The organism is Quadrisphaera sp. RL12-1S, assembly GCF_014270065.1.
Classification (GTDB): domain Bacteria; phylum Actinomycetota; class Actinomycetes; order Actinomycetales; family Quadrisphaeraceae; genus Quadrisphaera.
In genome coordinates this window covers 12,841-33,185 of record NZ_JACNME010000001.1, presented here as the reverse complement: position 1 = coordinate 33,185, position 20,345 = coordinate 12,841, and the positions used below count along the sequence as shown (strand labels likewise).

The following is a 20,345-nucleotide window of genomic DNA, read 5'->3' as shown; positions in this document are numbered from 1 at the left end:
AGCGCCGGGCCCCCAGACGCGCACGGCCGGTCCTGCCCCCAGCGGCCGGCCGTGCGCCCTCCACCCGGGCACCGCCCCGCCCCCGACCGCGGGACGCGACCACCGGGCCCCGACCTCCCCAGCCCCTCGCCCCAGGAAGGCACCACCGTGCACGACGACTCCCACCTCGTGGAGATGCGGGTCGAGCGCTTCGTCCGCGAGCGCCTCGTCCCCGCCCTCCACCGCCGTCGCCACCCGCTGGCGGTGTCCCGCTGGGAGGCCCCGGGGGAGCCGGTGCCGTTCGCGCACGCGGCGGCCCAGGAGTTCGCGCCGTTCCCCATCGGCCCGACCGGCACCCCGTGGGGGCCGCCGTGGGGGACCACGTGGTTCCGCGTCACCGGTGAGGTGCCGGCCGGCTTCGGCGAGGACCCCCGCGTGCGCGTGGAGGTCGACGTCGACCTGGGCTACCTCGCGGTGCAGCCCGGCTTCCAGTGCGAGGCCACGGCGTACCGCCCGGACGGGTCCGTGGTGAAGGGCCTGCACCCGCGCAACCGCTACCTGCCGCTGTCGCAGGTGAGCACCGGTGGCGCGCCCGCCGGGCCCGGCGCCGCCGTCGACGTCCTCCTCGAGGCGTCCTCCAACCCCGACGTCTCCGGTGCCTCCGGCGGGCACGACTGGTACTTCGAGCCGACGCAGGTGGGCACCAAGGAGGGCGCCGGCACGGACCCGGTGTACCGGATGCGCGCCGTCGACGTCGTCGAGCTGGACCTCGACGTGTACGACCTCACGCGGGACGTCGCGGTGCTCCGCGGGCTGCTGGAGCAGCTGCCGCCGGCCACGAGCCGGCGCGCCAGCGTGCTGCGCGCCCTGGAGGACATGGTCGATGCGGTCGACCCCGACGACGTCGCCGGCACCGCTGCCGCCGGCCGCGCCACACTGGCCCCGGCGCTGGCCGCCCAGGCCGACGCGACCGCGCACCGCACCGTGGCCGTGGGCCACGCGCACATCGACTCCGCGTGGCTGTGGCCGACCCGCGAGACCGCGCGCAAGTGCACCCGCACCTTCTCCAACGTGCTCAGCCTCATGGACGAGCACGACGACTTCACCTTCGCCTGCTCCTCCGCGCAGCAGTACGCGTGGGTGAAGGAGCACCAGCCGGAGCTGTTCGAGCGCATCAAGAAGCGCGTGGCCGAGGGCCGCTTCGTGCCGGTGGGCGGCATGTGGGTGGAGTCCGACACCAACCTGCCCGGCGGTGAGGCCCTGGCCCGCCAGTTCGTGGCCGGCAAGCGCTTCTTCTCCGAGGAGTTCGGGGTGGAGCCGCTGGACGTGTGGCTGCCCGACTCCTTCGGCTACACCGCGGCGATGCCGCAGATCGCCCGCCTGGCGGGGGCCCGGTACTTCCTCACCCAGAAGCCCAGCTGGAACGAGACCAACCGCATCCCGCACCACACCTTCTGGTGGGAGGGCATCGACGGGTCGCGCGTCTACACGCACTTCCCGCCGGCGGACAACTACAACTCCGAGGTCTCCGCGGAGGACCTGGCCCGCGCCGAGCGCCAGTTCGCCGAGAAGGGCCGCGCCAACACCTCGCTGCTGCTGTTCGGCTACGGCGACGGCGGGGGCGGCCCCACCCGCGAGATGATCGAGACCACCGCGCGCACCCGGAGCCTGGAGGGCTCCCCGCGCGTGGAGCTGGGCCACCCGCACGAGTTCTTCCGCGACGCCGAGGCGGAGTACCCCCAGCCCCCGGTGTGGAGCGGGGAGATGTACCTGGAGTTCCACCGCGGCACCTACACGTCCCAGGCGCGGACCAAGCGCGGCAACCGCCGCAGCGAGCACCTGCTGCGCGAGGCCGAGCTGTGGGCGACCGCCGCGGCGGTCAAGGCCGCGGCCCCCGGGCAGCGGGGTGGGGACTACGCCTACCCCTACGAGGAGCTCGAGCGCATCTGGCACACCGTGCTGCTCCAGCAGTTCCACGACATCCTCCCGGGCACCTCCATCGCCTGGGTGCACCGCGAGGCGGAGGCCAACTACCTGCGCATCGCGGTGGAGCTGGAGGCGCTCATCGCCGACGCGCTGGCCTTCCTGGCCGGCGACGGCGACAGCGCCCTGGCCTTCAACGCCGCACCGCACCGGCGCGACGGCGCACCGGCCCTGGGGGCCGGCGTCCGCGCCGCGGCCACCGCGACCGGCGCGGCCCGCGTGACCGTCCAGGAGCCCACCGCCACCGCGCCGTGGACGGTGCTCGACAACGGCCTGGTGCGCGTGGTGGTCGACACCGACGGGCTGCTCGCCTCGGTGCGCGACCTCACCGCCGAGGGCGGTGCGGGGCGCGAGGTGCTGCCGCCCGGCACCCGCGGCGGCCTGCTGACGCTGCACCGCGACACCCCCACCCAGTGGGACGCGTGGGACGTGGACGTGCACTACCAGCGCCACACCACCGAGCTCACCGCCGCCGAGTCCGTGCAGCTGGCGGCCAGCTCCGAGGACCGCGCCGCGGTCCGCGTGGTCCGCGGCTTCGGCTCCTCGCGGGTCGAGCAGCTCATCACCCTCGAGGCCGGTAGCCCGGTGGTCGGGTTCGAGCTGGACGTCGACTGGCACGAGAAGCAGAAGATGCTCAAGCTCGCCTTCCCCGTGGACGTGCACGCCGACCGCGCGGCCAGCGAGATCCAGTTCGGGCACGTCATGCGCGCCACGCACACCAACACCAGCTGGGACGCCGCGCGCTTCGAGACCAGCGCGCACCGGTGGGTGCACGTGGGCGAGGCCGGCTACGGCGCCGCCGTGGTCAACGACTCCACCTACGGCTACGACATCGGCCGCGCGACCCGCGAGGACGGCGGCACCACCACCACGGTGCGGATGTCGCTGCTGCGCGCACCGGTGTACCCCGACCCCGAGGCCGACCAGGGCGAGCACCGCCTGCGCGCGGGCCTGGTGGTGGGCGCCGGCATCGCCGACGCCGTCCGCGAGGGCTACCGCGCCAACCTGCCGGTGCGCCAGGTGACCGGTGCCCCCGAGGCCGCCCAGACCGCCCCCGTGGTGCGCCTGGACGCGCTCGCGGGCCAGGTCAGCGGCCACGAGGGCGTGGTCGTGGAGGCCGTGAAGCTGGCGGAGGACCGCAGCGGTGACGTGGTGGTCCGCCTGTACGAGTCCCTCGGCGGCCGGGCCTCGGCGCGCGTGGTCGCGGGCTTCGCGCACGCGGGCGTCAGCGAGGTGGACCTCCTGGAGCGGCCGGTGGCCGAGCCGCGGTCCCTGGTCGAGCCCGGCGCCCTGGCCGAAGCGGGGCAGGGACAGGATGCTGCCGTGCACCTGCGCCCCTTCCAGATCGTGACCCTGCGCTTCTCCCGGAGCGCCCTGTGAGCGCGGCGGGGACCACCCCGGCGACCCCGACCACCGGCCAGCGGCTGCCCGGCTGGCTCGGGCAGCCCACGCACCGCGCATGGCTGGACGAGCACTGCCGGGACCTGCTGGCGTTCGGCCAGCTCTTCCCCGCCGACGGCGGGGGAGCGGCCTGGCTCGACGACCAGGGCGATCCCGACCCCAGCCACGGCGTGCAGACGTGGATCACCGCCCGGATGGCGCACGTCTACTCCCTGGGCCACCTGCTGGGCGTGCCCGGGGCGGGTGCCCTGGCCGACGAGGCGCTCGCCGGGCTGTGGGACGCCGAGCACGGCGCCGACGGCGAGGCGCCCCTGCGGGACGCCGAGCACGGCGGCTGGTTCAGCAAGCTCGACGAGAGCGGCACCCCCGCCCAGGGCAAGGCCTGCTACGACCACGCCTTCGTGGTGCTCGCCTCCTCCACCGCGACGGCCGCAGGCCGTCTCGGCGCGGCCGACCTGTTCCGCGAGGCCCTCGCCGTCTACGAGGAGCGGTTCTGGGACGAGGACGCGGGCATGCCCGTGGACACGTGGGACACCGCGTTCACCACCCTGGACGACTACCGCGGCATCAACGGCGCCATGCACTCCGTGGAGGCGTCGCTGGCGGCCTCCGACGTGCTGTCCGACGTCCTCGGGGACGACGAGGGCTCCGCTCGCTGGCGCGGGCGGGCCCTGAGCATCCTCGCGAAGGTCGCCGCGTGGTCGCGCGACAACGGCTGGCGCGTGCCGGAGCACTTCGACTCCGCCTGGTCGGTGCAGCTGGAGTTCAACGCCGACAAGAAGGCCGACCCCTTCAAGCCGTACGGCGCGACCATCGGCCACGGCCTGGAGTGGTCCCGCCTGCTGCTCCACGGCGACGCCACCGCCCGCGCCGCGGGGGAGGAGCCGCCGGCCGGCCTGGTGGAGGCCTCGACGGCGCTGTTCGAGCGGGCCGTCCTGGACGGCTGGCACGTCGACGGGCTCCCCGGCTTCGTCTACACCACCGACTGGTCCGGGAAGCCCGTGGTGCGCGACCGCATGCACTGGGTGCCCGCCGAGGCGACCGCCGCCGCGGCCGCCCTGGCCCTGGCCACCGGGGAGCAGTCCTACGCCGACTCCTACGCGCTGTGGTGGGACCACATCGCCGACGTCGTCCTGGACCACGAGGACGGCTCCTGGCACCACCAGCTCGACGAGCGCAACCGCCCCAGCGGCACGGTCTGGCCGGGCAAGGCCGACCTCTACCACGCCGTCGGCGCCACCCTGGTGCCGCGGCTCCCGCTGGCTCCCAGCCAGGCTACAGCCGTGCGCCGGGGGCTGCTGCTCGGCTGAGGCCGGGCGAGGGGAGGGGGGACGGGTTCCAGCGCCCGTCCCCCCTCGGGGAGTCTGCCGAGAGGCCTACTCGACCGGTGATCGGGACATCCCGATCTCTCCACCATGACGTCGAGCCCGGGACCTGAGCCCCCGCAGGGGGCCGAGCTGTCCTCCGAGGTCTTCGAGCTGCGGCACCGGTGGGTGACCGGCGTGCTCGTCGGCCTCGCGCTCGGGCTGGCCGTGTGGGTGCTCACCCCCGGGACGCCCCGGGCCTCCACGGTCCCCCTGACACCGCTGCTGGTGTTCGTGGCGCTCACGGCGGCGACGGCGCTCGTGGCGCTGCGCCCGTGGCGGTCGCTGTCCGCCCGCGCCTCGTGCACCCTGCGCGCCACCGCCACCTCCACGGGCTGCTTCGCGGCGGCGAGCCTGGTGGTGGCGCTGACGGGAGGGGCCGCCGAGGCGCACTTCCTCTTCTTCGTCCTGGTGCCCCTCGTCGCGCTCTACGAGATGGCCGTGCCGTTCCTCGTGCTCGGCGGCTTCGTGTTCCTGGAGCACGGCGTGGTGGGCAGCCTGTGGCCCCAGGCGGTCTTCGGGTACGGGTACCCCGGCAGCGAGGACGTGTGGGTCGCGGCGGCCGTGCACTCGGCGCTGTTCGCCGCCGGGTGCGCCGGGTCGGTGCTGGCCTGGCGCGGTGCTCGCAGCGCGCGCCGGGAGGCTGCCCGCGTGGTGTCCCTGCTGCGCGAGCGCGCCACCCACGACGAGCTGACGGGGCTGGCCAACCGCGCCGGCCTCGCCCGGGTGCTGGGCTCCGCCCTGACGGGGACGCCGCAGGACCTGGCGGTGGTGGTCGTCGACCTCAACAGGTTCAAGGAGGTCAACGACACCCTCGGCCACGACGCCGGTGACGTGCTGCTGCGCGGGGTGGCCCAGGTGATGGTGGAGACGGTCGGGGACCGGGGCGTGCTGGCGCGCCTGGGCGGTGACGAGTTCGCCCTGGTGCTGCCGGGCGCCGACGGGCGCACCGCGTGCGCCGTGGCCGAGCAGCTGCGCGAGCAGGTGCGCGAGCGCTCCACCGTGGCCGGCATCGCGCTGGACCTGGACCTGTCCGCCGGGGTGGCGCTGCACGTCGCGGACCAGGAGCTGGACGCCGCGGCCGCGCACACCGCCAGCGGGGAGCTGCTGCGCCACGCGGACATCGCGATGTACACCGCCAAGCGCGGCGGCGGCGGCGCCGTGGTCTACGACCCGGCCATGGACCACCACAGCACCGCCCGGCTGGAGGTGGCGCGCGAGCTGCGCACCGCGATCGCCCAGCGCGACCAGCTGGTGCTGCACTACCAGCCGAAGATCAGCCTCGTCGGTGAGAGCGGGGCCAGCGCTGGCCCGGCGTCAGGGACGCTGGTGGGGGTCGAGGCGCTCGTGCGCTGGCAGCACCCCGTGCGCGGCTTCATGCCGCCGGGGGACTTCATCCCGCTGCTGGAGACCACCGACCTGGTGCACTCCTTCACCGCCTACATGATCGACATGGCGCTCGACCAGGCGCAGGCGTGGTTCCTGTCCGGGCACGAGGTGCCGATCGCCGTCAACGCCTTCCCGCGCTGCCTCACCCACCCCGACTTCCTGCCGCACGTGGCGCACGCGCTGCACGTCCGGGGGCTGCCGGCGCACCTGCTCCGCCTGGAGATCACCGAGGACGCGCTCGTCGCGGACCCGGAGACGGCGTCCACCGTCATCACCCAGCTGCGCGAGCTGGGCGTGGCCACCTCCATCGACGACTTCGGCACCGGGTACTCCTCGCTGAGCTACCTGCGGCGGCTCCCCGTGGACGAGGTCAAGCTGGACCGCTCCTTCGTCACGGGCCTGGGCTCCGCCGCTGGTGGTGAGGGCGGTGACGAGGTGCTGGTCGCCTCGATCATCGACCTGGCCCACCGCCTGGGCATGAAGGTGGTGGCCGAGGGCGTGGAGGACCCGGCGGAGACCCGGGCGCTGCGCGCCCTGGGGTGCGACGTGGCGCAGGGCTACCTGTTCGCCCGGCCCGCGCCCGCCGCGGCGCTGGCGCCGGAGCTGCTGGCCACCAGCCGGCGCTGGTGGCGCGCGCCGGCTCAGGGGCGGGTGCTCACCGGTGAGATGACCGGGCCGGCCTCGGCGGGCCTGGGCTCGTCCTCGGGGTAGGCGCGCAGAGCGACGATCGCGACGTCGTCCTCCACCGCGTCGCCGACCTGGGCCAGCAGCTCGTCGCAGATCTCCTCGACGGACCGGTCGTGCAGCTGCTCGACGGTGCGCGCCAGCCAGGCGAGCCCGTCGGCGAGGTCGGCGCCCCGTCGCTCCACCAGGCCGTCGGTGAAGACCAGCAGCGTCGACCCGGCCGGCAGCGGCACCTCGTGCTCGGTGCGCGGCACCTCGGGAGCCAGCCCGACGAGCAGGTCCGGGTCGCTCTCCAGGTAGCGGGCGCGCCCGTCCGGTCCCACCAGCAGCGGCGGCGGGTGCCCCGCGTTGGACCAGCGCAGCCTGCGCTCCCCGCGGGCCCGCTGGGCCGGCGACTGCTCGACCTTCAGCAGCACCACGGTGGCCATGGCGCCCACGTCGAGGTCGCGGACGGCGGCGTCGAGGCTGCTCATCACCTGCGCGGGCTCCGCGCCGCTGACGTGGGCGATGCCGCGCAGCAGGTTGCGCATCTGGCCCATGGCCGCGGCGGCGTCCCGGTCGTGGCCGGTGACGTCACCCACCACGATGCTCGTGGCGCCGTCACCCACCATGAACGCGTCGTACCAGTCGCCGCCGACCTGCGCCTCGGTGGCGGCGGGCAGGTAGCGGACGGCCAGGTGCAGGTGGTCCGGCTCGGGCGGACGGGTCAGCAGGCTGCGCTGCAGGGTCTCGGAGAACCGGCGCACGGCGGCGTTGGCGGCCCGCTCGGCCTCCTGGGCGTGGATCCGGGACAGCGCCGTGGCGGTCAGCGACGTGAACGCCTGCAGCAGCGCCTGCTCGTCCTCGGTCCAGGTGTGCGCCGACTCCAGCGCCACCGACAGGGACCCGACGACGACGCCGGCGTCGGTGAGGGCCACGGCCGCTGACGCCTGCGTGCCGGCGGCCGCGTACAGCTCCTCGACCACCTGCTCCTGCCCGGGGAACAGCGCCACCGCGGCGGCGCTGTCGGGCAGGAAGTGGGAGCGCCCGCTGGTGGCGGCGTCCACCATCGGCAGCGGGAAGTCCGCGGGGAGCTCGGCCACCTCGGCCCGGACCGTGTCGGCGAAGAAGCTGGTGGTCAGGGCCCGCAGCACGCCCTCGCCGTCGTCGTCCCCGCTGCGCTCGCGGTCCGGGGCGCGCAGGCACAGCACGGCGCCGCGCGCTCCCAGCAGGCTCACGCCGCCGCCGGTGACCACGGCGAGCACCTCCTCCTCGTCCTCGGCCAGCTCCAGGGACTGGGCGAGGGCCACCAGCGCCGTCTGCTGGGCGGCGGAGCGGCGTGCCGCGTGCAGGGCGGCGAGCTCGGCGGAGCGCGCCCAGATCCGCCGCAGCGCCTGGGACGTCAGCGAGCCGAAGGTGGTGAGCAGCTGGCGGTCGGCCTCGCGCCACGTCCGCGGCGCCGGGAAGCCCACCGACAGGGCGCCGAAGACGCCGGAGTCGGACTCGAGCGGCACGCAGCCGACGGCGTCCGTGCCGGAGGCCTCCCACGCCGCCGCGCCCGCCGCGAAGGCCTGCGGGGCGCGGACGCGCGCCTCGACGAACCAGCTGGTCCCGCTCGTGGCGGTGTGCACCGCGGGCAGGGGGGCGTCGGCGGGGAGGTGGGCGGTGGTGGCGGTGGAGCCGTCGCCGTGGACGGTCAGGGTGCGCAGCGCGCCGCCGCCGTCCTGCTCGGTCTGCAGCACCAGCGCCACCGAGGAGGCGCCGAACACCTCGGTGGCGGCGCCGTTGACCACGCGCAGCACGGCCTGCTCGTCCTCGGCGTCCCCCAGGGCGCGGGCCACGTGCACCAGGCGCGCCATCCGCTCCGCGTCCTGGGCGGCCTCGCGCTGGGCGCGGCGCAGGTCGGTGACGTCCGCGTTGGTGCCCACCATGCGCACCGCCGCGCCGTGGGCGTCCACCAGCACCTGGCCGCGGGCGTAGACCACGCGCTCGGAGCCGTCGGGCTGGAGGGTGCGGAACTCGGCCTCGAGGGTGCCCCGCTGCGCGATGGCCCGGGCCAGCAGGTCGGCCAGCGGCGCCTGGTCGTCGGGGTGCATCGTCCGGTTGATGTCGCCGACCAGCCCGGTCAGCGGCATGTCGGTCTGGCCGTACATGGCACGGCTGCGGGCGTCCCACTCGAGGGCGTCGGTGGTGAGGTCCCACTCCCACAGCCCCAGCTGCGCCGCCTCGGTGGCCACCACCAGGCGGGCCTGGAGCAGCTCGTGGGCGGTGACCACGTCCGGCGCCGTCGCCGGGGTCGGGGGGCCTTCCACCCCGCGAGTATGGGCGATCAGCGCGCCGGCGGCCCCCGGACGGCCCAACAGCGCGGTCGCGTGGTCGACCGGCAGCGCTCCAGTGATCAACCCGCGCGCCGTCCGTGCCGATGCTGACCTGCGCGGACGACCGTCTGCGACACCGCCCCGCTGGAGGTCCCGTGCTCGAAGGCCCCGTGGTGGCGGCGCCCACCGGCCCACCCGACGCCGCGCTGGTCGCATGCCTGCTGCGCGGCACGGCCTCGCTCGCGGTGCTGCTGCTGGACGCCGACCTGCGCATCACCGCCACCGGGCCGGGCGTGTCCGGTCTCCTCGGCTGGCCCGAGGGGGCGCTGGTCGGGCGCTGGGCGGCGGACCTGCTGGTGCCGCTCAAGGTGCTGCCCGCCCCCCGCACGGGGGACGACGCCGAGGAGGCCTCCCTCTCGGAGGTGGTGGGCCGCGCGCTGCACGACGACGCCGTCCGCGGGCGCTGGCAGCTGAGGACGGCCGATGGCGGGCTGCGCACCGCCGTCGTGACCGCGGCCCTGGACCACGACGACGACGGCCGCGTGCGCGGCGGGGTGCTGGCGGCCGCCGAGGTGCAGACCGCCGACCACGCGCGCGACCAGCTGGCCGACTCCGAGGAGCAGTTCCGCCTGGTCTTCGACGAGTCCCCGACGGCGATGGCCGTGGTCAGCCTCGCCGCGGGCACCCGCGGCCGGGTCCGCCGCGCCAACGCGGCGATGGAGTCCTTCACCGGCCGCCGCCGCCGGGAGCTGTTCAGCATGGCGGTGGTGGACCTGCTGCACCCCGACGAGCGCGCGGCGCACCGCGGCTACCTGCTCGGCGCCGCGGAGGACGGGCTGACCGAGCCCGACGGCGTGCTGCGCCGCTTCGTGCACCGCGACGGATCGGTGCGCCTGGCCCGCAAGTCCACGGCCCTGGTGACCCCCCGCGGGGCCCGCGAGCGGCACCTGCTGGTGCAGCTGCAGGACGTCACCGAGCAGCACGCGGCGCAGGAGGCGCTCGCGCACGCGGCCCTGCACGACCCGCTGACGGGCCTGGCCAACCGCGCGCTCTTCACCGACCGCCTCGAGCACGCGCTCGCCGCGGAGGCGCGCGCGCAGCGCGGGCTGACCCTGCTCTACGCGGACCTGGACGGGTTCAAGCCCGTCAACGACGACCACGGCCACGAGGCCGGCGACGCCGTGCTGGTGGAGGTCGCCGAGCGCCTGCGCCGCGGCGTGCGCGAGGAGGACACCGTCGCCCGCCTGGGCGGCGACGAGTTCGCGGTGATCTGCCCCGGCCTGGTCGAGGAGCACGTGCCCACGGTGCTGGGGCGCGTGGCGGCGTCGGTGGAGGGCCCGTTCACCCTCCCGTCGGGGGTCGTCGTGCAGCTGGGCATGAGCACCGGGTCCGCCACCACGGTGGGCCGGGTCGCGGCGGACGCGCTCATCCGCGAGGCCGACACCGCCATGTACCGCGTCAAGCGGGCCCAGCGCGCCGAGCGCTGACAGCACCGGGACGGCGGGCCGGCCCGTCCCTGACGGGCCGGACGCGCCCGTCCGGTGGACGCCCGCCGTCCAGCTGCTGGTCACCGGCGGGCGCGGCGCGCCACAATCGGCGGCGTGAGCGCTCTCACGCCGCCGGCGTCGTCGCCGGGGCGCAGCCCGTCCATCACGGACGTCGCCGCGCGCGCCGGCGTGTCGATCCAGACCGTCTCGAGGGTGCTCAACTCAGCGCCGAAGGTCGCCGTCGGCACGCGGCAGCGGGTGCAGCAGGCCATCGCCGAGCTCGGGTACCGGCGCAACCCCGCGGCGCGGGCGCTGGCCACGGGCCGCGGCGGGGTGGTGGGCGTGCTGACCTCGAGCTCAGCGCTGTACGGGCCGGCGTCGGTGACGGCCGCGCTCGGCCTGGCGGCCACCGAGGCGGGCGTGCACCTCGCGGTGGAGCACGTGGTCGACTACGAGGTCGACTCGGTGCGCCACGCCCTGTCGCGCCTGGAGGACCAGTACGCCGCGGGCGTGGTGGTGGTCGCGCCGGTGCGCGAGGCCTACGAGGCCCTCGCCGGCGCGCAGCTGCTGGTGCCGGTGGTGGCCGTGAGCAGCGGTGGCGGGGGCGCCACCGAGGTCTCGGTCGACCACCGCGCTGGAGCCCGGTTGGCGGTGCAGCACCTGCTGGACCTGGGGCACGAGACGGTCTGGCACGTGCGGGGGCCGCGGGGCTGGTACGAGGCCGACCAGCGCGAGCAGGGCTGGCGGGAGGTGCTGGAGGGCGCGGGGCGGGAGGTGCCGCCGGTGCTGGAGGGTGCCTGGTCGGCGGATGCGGGGTTCCGGGCGGGGGAGCTGTTGGCGCGGGTGCCGGAGGTGACGGCGGTGTTCGCGGCGAACGATCCTTCGGCGCTGGGGGTGGTGCGTGCGCTGACCGAGCGCGGTCGCAGTGTGCCGGGGGAGGTGAGCGTGGTGGGTTTTGATGACGTGCCGGAGAGTGCGTTCTTCTTGCCGCCGTTGACCACGGTGCGTCAGGAGTTCTCCGAGCTGGGGCGCACGGCGCTGCGGGTGGTGCTGCAGATGGTCGAGGAGCTCGACGGCGGGCGGCCCGCGCAGGACGGGGAGCCGCAGGCCGCGGCCCGGTCCGTCCAGCTGCAGCCGGAGCTGGTGGTGCGGCGCAGCACCGCGCCGCCGCGGGTCTGAGCGCGTGAGCCTGGGACCGCTCGCACCGTTCAAGCCGGTGCGCCCGGGTGCCGATGCCCTCGGGGAGGGGTGGGCCGCGACCGGTGGCCGCCTCGCCGCGAAGGGACGGGTGCGTGGGGGAGCGCGACGCTGTGGTGGAGCCCGACGGGCTCCGTGAGCGCCAGCTGCGCGCGCTGGCGGACTGCGACCTGGCGGACTGCGACCTGGCGGACCCCTGCCGGGGCGCCGGCGCCGCCGCTGATGACGCCGAGCTCGCCGCCGCCGCCCGCGTCGCCGCGGCGCTGACCGGCTGGTCCACGGCGATGGTCAACGTGCTGCTGCCCGAGCGGACGTGCTCGCTGGCCCGGATGGGCGGCGAGGCGGTCCCGATGGTGCGCGAGGAGTCGCTGTGCCACCGCGCGAGCCTCGTGGGTGGTCCCGTGGTCTCCGACGACTGCGCCGCGGACCCGCTCTTCGCCGACCTGCCGTGGGTGGACGGGCGCCTCGGCGCCGCTCGCCGGTACGCGATGGCACCGCTGCACCTGGACGACGTCGTGGTGGGGACGCTGTGCGTGCTCGACGACGAGCCCGGAGCACCGCTGGGGGCCGACCGGCTGGCGCAGCTGGTGGACCTGGCGGCGCTGACCTCGGCGCTCTTCGCGCGCCGCCGCGAGGCGCTGGTCGCCCGCGCCGACCGGGAGGCCCACGAGCGGGCCCGGGCCTTCGACGCCGCCGTGCTGAAGGCACTGCCGGTGGGCGTGGTGGTGGCCGACGCCGACCGGCGCCTCACGCACGTCAACGACGCCCTGCGCGGTTGGTACGGGAAGGGCGACGACGACACCACCGACGACGGCGGGGGCTTACCGGATGCGTGGAGCGCCCGCTACGCCCTCTTCGAGAGCGACGGGACCACGCCGCTGGCGCCCGAGCGCGTCCCCATGGCCCGGGCCTTCCGGGAGGGCTCGGTCAGCGGCGCGGAGTACGTCATGCGGCCGGCGGACGGGCCGGCGCGCACCATCTCCGGCGCGGGGTCGCGGGTGAGCGACGCCGCGGGACGGCTGCTGGGGGCCGTCGTCGTCCTGAGCGACGTCACCGCCCAGCGCGCCCTGGAGGCGCAGCTGCGCGAGGCCGCCACGCACGACGTGCTGACCGGGCTGCCCAACCGCGCGCTGCTGGTGGAGCGGCTGGTGCTGGCGCTGTCCGAGGCGCACGACCTCAGCGGCGGCACGCCGTGGCGGGTGGCGGTCCTGTACTGCGACCTGGACGGCTTCAAGGCCGTCAACGACGTGCACGGCCACGCCGCCGGGGACGCCGTGCTGCTGGCCGCCGCCGGGCGCCTGTCGGCCGGACTGCGCCCGCAGGACGTGGTCGCGCGCCTGGGGGGCGACGAGTTCGTGCTGGTGTGCCCTGGGGTGGCGGACGCCGCGGAGGCCGAGGCCATCGCCGCGCGGCTGGCGCGCGAGGTCGGAGAGCCGGTGCTCGTGGGCGGCGTGGAGCACCGCGTGGGCGTCAGCGTGGGCGTGGTGCTCAGCGCGCCGGGGGAGGGCAGCGAGGGCGCCGAGCGCCTCCTGTCCGCCGCCGACGCCTCGATGTACACCCGCAAGCGCGAGCGCCGGGAGCGCCGGGCGGCCCTCACCCGCTGAGCCGCCCCACCCTCGTCCGCACCCGCCGTGGGCGGTGCGACGAGGGCGGGCGACGAGGGGGCGGGGGCGTCAGGCGAGGATCGCCCGGGTGGTCGCGACCTGCTCGGCCAGCACCCCGGAGATGACCTCCTGGGTGCTGTTGATCTCGTCGACGACGGCGGTGATCTCGTCCAGGCGGGCGATGACGCCCTGCGTCTGCTCCTGGATGAGGCGCACCCGCTCGTCCACCTCGGTGGTCGCGTGCGCCGTGCCGCGCGCCAGCTCCTTGACCTCCCCGGCCACCACCGCGAAGCCCTTGCCGGCCTCGCCCGCCCGCGCCGCCTCGATGGTGGCGTTCAGAGCCAGCAGGTTGGTCTGGGAGGCGATCGCCTGGATGGTGGAGACCACCTTGGAGATGAGCGCGCTGGCCTCACCCAGCACGGCCACCTCGGCGTTGGCCTCCGCGGTCAGCGCGTGCCCGCGCCGCGCGACGGAGCTGGCCTCCGCGACGTTGCGCTCGACCTCCTCGATGGACCCGACCAGCTCGCGCCCGGCGGTGGTGAGGCGCTCGCGGGAGGCTATCCGCTCCAGCGCCTGGCCCAGCAGGTACGCGGTGTTGCGCAGCGCGCTCTCGCGGCTCGGCTGCAGCGCCAGGGCGCGGGTGGCGAAGAAGTCCATCGTCCCCACCACCTCGCCGTCGACGACGATCGGCAGGCAGACCCCGCTCTTCACGCCGGCGCTGCGGGCGGCGGGGGCGCGCACGCAGTCGGTGACCTGGGCGAGGTCGGGCACGAACACCATGTCGCGCGTGGACCAGGCCCGGCCGGCCACCCCCACGCCGCGGGCGAAGGTGGAGGTGCTGGTGACGCGGCGGAACTCGTCGTTGACCGAGCCGACCTCCTGTCCGAAGCGCAGCACGGCGCCCTGCTCGTCCAGCTCCCAGAACGAGCCGTAGTCCCACCCGAAGCCCGACTTCACCGTCTGCAGCGCCAGCCGCACCACCTCCTGGGCGTCGGTGGCGTGTGAGAGGCTGCGCAGCAGGGAGCTGACGGCCTCGACGTCCTGGTCGGCCTGGCCCCGGCGCTCGGTCTCCACCACCCGCTCCAGCGCCTGGGAGACCAGCGCGCCGATGGAGCGCAGCGCGTCGAGGCGGCCGGCGCTCAGCTCCACGGTCTCGGTGGTGAAGAAGTCCATGGTGGCCACCACCGCGCCACCGGAGAACAGCGGGAAGCAGACGCCGCTGTGCACGCCGGAGCGCTTGGCCTCGGGGGCGCGCACGCAGTCGGTGACGTCCCCGATGTCGGTGACGAAGACGAGGTCGCGGCTCTTCCACGCCCGGCCCGACAGCCCCACGCCCTCCGCGAACGACGCCGCGTGCGTGACCTCGCGGAACGCCTGGCTGGTGGTGCCCGAGTCCTGCACGAAGCGCAGGGCGGCGTCGCGGCCGGTGCCGGACACGCGCCAGTACGAGCCGTACGCCCAGCCGAAGCGGGCGCGCACGGTCTCCAGAGCGGCGCTGACGGCCTCGGCGGAGGTGGCGGCGAAGGCGACGGCCTTGACCACCTCGACGACGGCGCGGACGTCCTCCTGGGACTCCGCGGCGGTGGTCTCGGCGGCGGACAGCGCAGCCAGCAGTGCAGAACGCTTCACGAGCGGTGGTGCTCCTCGATGCCAGCGGCGCAGGACGGCCGCGGTGGTTCCCCCCGGGTGATCACTGCATCGGTCGTCCGCGATCTTGTCTTGAGGCGCGTCACCCGGGTGAACGGCCAGGGCCCTGCCTGCCGTCCGGCAGACAGGGCCCTCGGGGGAGCCGGGTGCGTCAGGCGAGGATCGCCCGGGTCACCGCCACCTGCTCGGTGAGCACGCCGGCGATGACGTTCTGGGTCTCGTTGATCTCGTCCACCACGGTGGTGATGGACGACAGGCGGGCGATGACGTCCTGCACCTGGGTCTGGATGAGGCGCACCCGCTCGTCCACCTCGGTGGTGGCCCTGGCGGTGCCGTTGGCCAGCTCCTTGACCTCCCCGGCGACCACGGCGAAGCCCTTGCCGGCCTCGCCGGCGCGGGCGGCCTCGATGGTGGCGTTCAGGGCCAGCAGGTTGGTCTGCGCGGCGATCGCCTGGATGGCGGAGACCACCTTGGAGATCTGCGCGCTGGACTCGCCCAGCTGGGCCACCTCGTCGTTGGCCTCCACGGTCAGGGTGCGACCGCGCTCGGCCACGCTCCCGGCGGCGAGCACGTTGCGCTCGACCTCCTCGATGGAGACCACCAGCTCGCGGCCGGCGGTGGTGAGGCGCTCGCGGGAGGCGATCCGCTCCAGGGCCTGGCCCAGCAGGAAGCCCGTGTTGCGCAGGGCGCTCTCACGGCTGGCGGACATGACCAGGGTGCGGGTGGCGAAGAAGTCCATCGTCCCTGCCACCTCGCCGTCGACGACGATCGGCAGGCAGATGCCGCTCTTCACGCCGGCGCTGCGGGCGGCGGGGGCGCGCACGCAGTCCGTGACCTCCGCGAGGTCCTCGACGAAGAGGAGGTCGCGGGCGGCCCAGGTCCGGCCGGCCACGCCGACGCCCCTGGCGAAGGACGCGCTGGCGGTGACGCGGCGGAACTCCTCGCCGACCTGTCCGACCTCCTGGGAGAAGCGGAGCGCGTCGCCGCGCTCGTCGAGCTTCCAGAAGGAGCCGTAGTCCCAGCCGAAGCCGGAGCAGACGGTGTCCAGCGCGAAGCGGACGGCCGCGGCGGGGTCGCCCGCCTTCGACAGCTCGCGCAGCACGGCGTTGACGGCCTCGACGTCCTGGGCGGCCCTGGCCTGGCGCTCGGACTCGTGGACGCGCTCGAGAGCCTGGGAGACCAGCACCCCGATGGAGCGCAGCACGTCGAGGCGGCGCGGAGCGGGGTCGAGGGTCTCGTCGGTGAAGAAGTCCATGGTGCCGACCACCTGGCCGTGCTCGACCACGGGGAAGCAGACGCCGCTGCGGACGCCGGAGCGCTGGGCGACGGGCGCGCGGACGCAGTCGGTGAGCTCGCCGATGTCCTGGACGAAGACGAGGTCGCGGGCCTTCCACGCGCGCCCCGACAACCCGACGCCCTCGCAGAAGGAGGCCGAGCGGGTCACAGCGCGGAACTCCTCGGAGGTCTGGCCGGACTCCTGGACGAAGCGGAGCTCGGCGGCGCTGCCCCTGCCCTCGACCTTCCAGTAGGAGCCGTAGACCCAGCCGAACTGGGTGCGCACGGCCTCCAGGGCGGCACTCACGGCGGCGTCGGGGGTGGTGGCCGCGGCCACGGCCTTGACCACCTCGACCACGGCGCGGACGTCGGCCTCGGCCTCGACGGCGGTCTGCGCCGCCCGGTCGACGGCGCTGGTGCGGCCGGCTCGCTTCATCCTCAGGTGCTCCTCGCAGTGACTGCCCCCACGGCCGTGACGCCATGGTCATCGGCACCGGGGACCACGGGGTTGAGACGTGGTCGGTCAGGTCCCTCCCGGCGCTCTGCCCGTCCGCGGAGCCCCCCTGCGGGGGACTTCCGGCCGTGGTGGTGCTCCGGACGGGCAGTGCGCCTTGGGACTGGTCCCCCTCGGAGGGGATGATCGGGGCGTGGGTGAGCTGGCGTCCGGGAGCGCGGTGGTCGCGCCCGGGCGCGGTGGCGCCCCGCGGGCGCTGCGCGGCCGGTTGGCCGGCTGGCGCACGGGTCCGCTGCGGGTGGTCCTCGAGGTGGGCGTGGTGGCGCTGTGCGCGCTCGAGGTGCTCGCCTGGCAGGAGGTGCGTGCCGACAGCTACTTCGTGGTGGCGGCGGCCACCCTCGTGGCCGTGGTCGCCCGGCTGCGGTGGCCGGTGGCGGCCGCGCTGGTGGCGGGACCGGCCCTCGGGTGGACGGCCCTGCTCCTCACCCCGCTGGTGCTGCTCTTCACCGCCGGGCAGAAGGAGCGCCGCGATGCCGTGGTGGTGGGCCTGGTGGCGTGGACGGTGGTCTCCAGCGCCGCCCTCATGACCTGGCAGGACTCGCGCTACCTCGTCTCGGACGGCCCGCTGCGCCTCATCACCGACGTCGCCGCCGCCATCGCCATGTCAGCCGGTGCCGCGGGCCTGGGACGGCTCGTGCGGACCCGCCGCGAGCAGGCCGCCGCGCTGCGGGAGCTGGTGGCCGGCCGGGCGCGCGAGCGGGCGCTCGCCGAGCACGCCGCCCGCGCCGAGGAGCGCGCGCACCTGGCCCGCGAGATGCACGACGTGGTGGCCTCCCAGGTGACCCTCATCGCCGTGCAGGCGGCGGGGCTGCGGATGCAGCCCGACGTCGACGACCGCACCCGCCAGGTGGCCGAGACCATCCGCGACGCCGCGGCGCAGACCACCCGCGAGCTGCGCGAGGTGCTCGCCGACCTGCGCGGCCACGAGTGGCCGGCGGAGCCCGCCTCCCGGCCCCGCGCGGTGTGCCTGGGGGAGGTCGACGCGCTGTGGAGCTCCGCCGGGTGCGACGGCCAGCTGGTGGTCCAGGTGCCCGACGGGGTGGAGGTGGCCGCCCCGGTGCAGCGCGCCGCCTACCGGATCCTCCAGGAGGGGCTCACCAACGCCGTGCGCTACGCCCCGGGCGCACAGGTCCGGGCGGGGGTGGAGGTGGTCGCCTCCACGCTCGTGGTGTCCGTGGTCAACGGGCCGTGTCCGGCGTCGTCGTCCCCGGTGGCCGTGCCGGAGCGGTCCGACCTGTCGACGGGCAACGGGCTGGCGGGCGTGCGCGAGCGCGCGCAGGCCCTCGGCGGGTACGCCGGGTGGGGCACCACCGACGACGGCGGGCACCAGCTCACGGCCGTGCTGCCGCTCCAGGGCTGAGGCGCCCGTCACGTCACGGCGCGGCGACCACCCTCCGGTGGTCGCCGCGCCGTGACGTGACGTGCTCGGCGAGGACGTCAGACCGTGAAGCGTCCGACCAGGTGCTGCATGCGGTCGGCGGTGGCGCTGACCTCGCGCACGGAGGTGGCGCTCTGGGCGGCGCTGGTGCGCATGCTCTCGGCGGCGCGTGCCACGTCTTGGATGGTGTCGGCGATGGCGCGGGTGGCTGAGGCGGCGCGGGTGACGCCGGTGGCGATCTCGGCGGTGACCGCGGTCTGCTCTTCCACGGCGCTGGCCACGGTGGTCTGGATGCCGTCCAGGGTGCCGACCACGGTGCCGATGGTGGTCACCGAGGTGGAGGCGGAGCCGACGTCGCTGAGCAGGCGGGTGATGCGCTGTTCGATGTCGTCGGTGGCTCGGGAGGTCTGCACCGACAGGTCCTTGACCTCTCCGGAGACCACCGCGAAGCCCTTGCCGGCTTCTCCGGCGCGGGCGGCTTCGATGGTGGCGTTCAGGGCCAGGAGGTTGGTCTGCTGGGCGATGCCGGTGATGGTGGCCACGATGGCGCCGATCTCGGTGGAGCTGGTGGAGAGGGCTTCGAAGACGGCTTCGGTGGAGGTGGAGACCTCCACGGCTTCGCCGGCGATGCGGGTGGCTTCGTGGGTGCCGCGGGCGATCTCGGCGATGGAGGCGCCCATCTGCTCGGCGGCGGCGGCGATGGTGGTGACTTCGGCGCTGGCGGCGCCGGCTTGGTCGGCGACGTCGGTGCAGCGGGTGGCGGAGGCGTCGATGTCGGTGGTCAGGGCGCGGTTGGTGGTGTCCAGGGCGCTGGCGGCGCGGTGCAGGGCGCTGGCTTCGGTGGTGATGTCGCGCACGGTGGTGGCGATGGTGTCGGTGAAGCGGTTGAAGGCGGCGGCGAGCTGGCCGAGCTCGTCGCGGCGGGTGGCGTCCACGCGGCGGGTGAGGTCGCCGTCGCCGTCGGCGATGTCGACGAGGCTGTCGCGCAGGGTGCGCACGGGGCGGGCCAGTCCGCCGCCGATCCACCAGGTCAGTGCGCCGGCCAGGGCGACGGCGACCAGACCCACCAGCACGGTCGTCCACGTGGTCCGGGCGACCTCGGCCAGCACCGTGGCCCGGGGAGCGGAGACCACGAGGGACCACGTCTGGTCGGGCGTGACGGCGATGGGGGCCACCACGGCCAGGGCCGTCGTGCCCAGCACGGGGTCGGTGGTGGTCAGGGACCGGGGCTCGCGCTGGGCGCTGACCTGCTTGGCCACGGCGGCCAGCGGCCCCTCCAGCGGCTTGCCGAGCGCGTCGGAACGGGGGCTGGTGACGACGAAGCCCTTGTCGCTCAGCAGCGAGACGTACCCGTCGCCGTAGGGCTTGATGGCGTTCAGCCGCCCGGACAGGTCGGTCAGGGCCAGGTCCGCGGTGACCACGCCGAGGAACTTCCCGTCCTGCAGGACGGGAGCCGACGCCGTGGTCATGAGGACGTCCTTGCCGTCCAGCGTGTACGCGTACGGCTCGGTCAGCAGCGTCTTCAGGCTCTGGCGCGGACCGGTGTACCAGTTGCCCTGGGAGGGGTCCTCCACGCCGGTGAGGGCGGTGAAGGCCAGCTGACCGCCGCTGCGGTACCAGTACGGGGCGAAGCGGCCGTCCGCGGAGCTGTCGGTCCCGCCCGCGAACGCCGCGTCGCGACCGTCGAAGGCGTTGGGCTCCCACGCGCTCGACATGCCCACGAAGGCGGGGTTCGCGGCGAGCGTGTCGTGGACGGCGGCGGAGACGGCGGCGCGCGACGCACCGCCGTTGTGGTGCAGCGCGCTCAGCGCGTCCGACAGGGTGTCCACGGTGAGCAGCGCCTGGCGCAGCGTGAGCTCCACCGAGGTCGCCTCGCCAGCGGCCAGGCTGCGGCTGTACTGCTCGGCCTCGCGCTGCCCGGTGGCGGAGGCGCGCACGGCGACCACCGCCACCAGCGCGGCCACGACGGCGATCGTCATCGCCAGCACCCGTGTGACGAGCTGACCTCTGATGCTGCGCATGCTCCGACTCCTCTTCCCGCTGCTCGACAAGTGGTCTCCCGTGTCTATCGACCGGGAGACGCCGCACTTGATCAACGGGGGGCCACAAGATCCACGGGGGTGGCGCCGTCACGGACCGGGCCAGC

At 75.4% G+C, this 20,345-nt stretch carries 11 protein-coding genes; 7 read left to right on the top strand and 4 right to left on the bottom strand.

The features are described 5' to 3' along the window. Positions 1 to 147: 147 nt before the first annotated feature. From H7K62_RS00100 to H7K62_RS00090, 3 genes are all read left to right on the top strand, one after another. A complete protein-coding gene (locus H7K62_RS00100) occupies positions 148 to 3,342 on the top strand; it encodes an alpha-mannosidase (RefSeq protein ID WP_186715295.1) in 3,195 nt (1,064 codons plus the stop codon). Further along, positions 3,339 to 4,673: an AGE family epimerase/isomerase gene (locus H7K62_RS00095; RefSeq protein WP_222436833.1), complete on the top strand. Its 1,335-nt coding sequence runs from the start codon at positions 3,339 to 3,341 to the stop codon at positions 4,671 to 4,673. Before H7K62_RS00100 ends, H7K62_RS00095 begins: the two co-directional genes overlap by 4 nt. 105 nt (positions 4,674 to 4,778) lie before the next feature. After that, complete coding sequence (locus H7K62_RS00090) at positions 4,779 to 6,827, top strand: putative bifunctional diguanylate cyclase/phosphodiesterase (RefSeq protein WP_186715293.1); 2,049 nt, start codon at positions 4,779 to 4,781, stop codon at positions 6,825 to 6,827. On the opposite strand, the gene H7K62_RS00085 is transcribed toward H7K62_RS00090, so the two are convergent. Then, positions 6,758 to 9,091 carry a SpoIIE family protein phosphatase gene (locus tag H7K62_RS00085; RefSeq protein WP_186715291.1) on the bottom strand — a complete coding sequence of 778 codons (2,334 nt, stop codon included), beginning with the start codon at positions 9,089 to 9,091 and terminating at the stop codon, positions 6,758 to 6,760. The genes H7K62_RS00090 and H7K62_RS00085 overlap by 70 nt on opposite strands. 161 nt (positions 9,092 to 9,252) lie before the next feature. Between H7K62_RS00085 and H7K62_RS00080 the strand changes: the two genes are divergently transcribed. The 3 genes from H7K62_RS00080 to H7K62_RS21750 all read left to right on the top strand — a co-directional run bounded on the left by H7K62_RS00080 (position 9,253) and on the right by H7K62_RS21750 (position 13,385). After that, positions 9,253 to 10,584: a diguanylate cyclase gene (locus H7K62_RS00080; protein ID WP_186715289.1), complete on the top strand. Its 1,332-nt coding sequence runs from the start codon at positions 9,253 to 9,255 to the stop codon at positions 10,582 to 10,584. A gap of 114 nt (positions 10,585 to 10,698) precedes the next feature. Next, complete coding sequence (locus H7K62_RS00075) at positions 10,699 to 11,763, top strand: LacI family DNA-binding transcriptional regulator (protein ID WP_186715288.1); 1,065 nt, start codon at positions 10,699 to 10,701, stop codon at positions 11,761 to 11,763. Between the two features lie 113 nt (positions 11,764 to 11,876). Then, positions 11,877 to 13,385 carry a diguanylate cyclase domain-containing protein gene (locus H7K62_RS21750; RefSeq protein ID WP_186715287.1) on the top strand — a complete coding sequence of 503 codons (1,509 nt, stop codon included), beginning with the start codon at positions 11,877 to 11,879 and terminating at the stop codon, positions 13,383 to 13,385. Positions 13,386 to 13,454: 69 nt separating this feature from the next. On the opposite strand, the gene H7K62_RS00065 is transcribed toward H7K62_RS21750, so the two are convergent. After that, positions 13,455 to 15,014, bottom strand: coding sequence for a GAF domain-containing protein (locus tag H7K62_RS00065; protein ID WP_186715282.1), 1,560 nt, complete (start codon positions 15,012 to 15,014; stop codon positions 13,455 to 13,457). A 169-nt stretch (positions 15,015 to 15,183) separates the two neighbouring features. Continuing rightward, positions 15,184 to 16,743, bottom strand: coding sequence for a GAF domain-containing protein (locus H7K62_RS00060; protein ID WP_186715280.1), 1,560 nt, complete (start codon positions 16,741 to 16,743; stop codon positions 15,184 to 15,186). A gap of 211 nt (positions 16,744 to 16,954) precedes the next feature. Between H7K62_RS00060 and H7K62_RS00055 the strand changes: the two genes are divergently transcribed. Further along, positions 16,955 to 18,181, top strand: coding sequence for a sensor histidine kinase (locus H7K62_RS00055; protein WP_186715278.1), 1,227 nt, complete (start codon positions 16,955 to 16,957; stop codon positions 18,179 to 18,181). 77 nt (positions 18,182 to 18,258) lie between these two features. Here the strand turns inward: H7K62_RS00055 and H7K62_RS00050 are convergent, their stop codons facing one another. Further along, positions 18,259 to 20,220 carry a methyl-accepting chemotaxis protein gene (locus tag H7K62_RS00050; protein WP_186715276.1) on the bottom strand — a complete coding sequence of 654 codons (1,962 nt, stop codon included), beginning with the start codon at positions 20,218 to 20,220 and terminating at the stop codon, positions 18,259 to 18,261. Positions 20,221 to 20,345 lie beyond the last annotated feature (125 nt).

What these genes read in the sequence shown, in the direction of transcription:
- H7K62_RS00090 (WP_186715293.1), top strand. Translation starts at nt 4,779, where the DNA reads ATGACGTCGAGCCCGGGACCTGAGCCCCCGCAGGGGGCCGAGCTGTCC.
- H7K62_RS00060 (WP_186715280.1), bottom strand. Translation starts at nt 16,743, where the DNA reads ATGAAGCGAGCCGGCCGCACCAGCGCCGTCGACCGGGCGGCGCAGACC.
- H7K62_RS00050 (WP_186715276.1), bottom strand. Translation starts at nt 20,220, where the DNA reads ATGCGCAGCATCAGAGGTCAGCTCGTCACACGGGTGCTGGCGATGACG.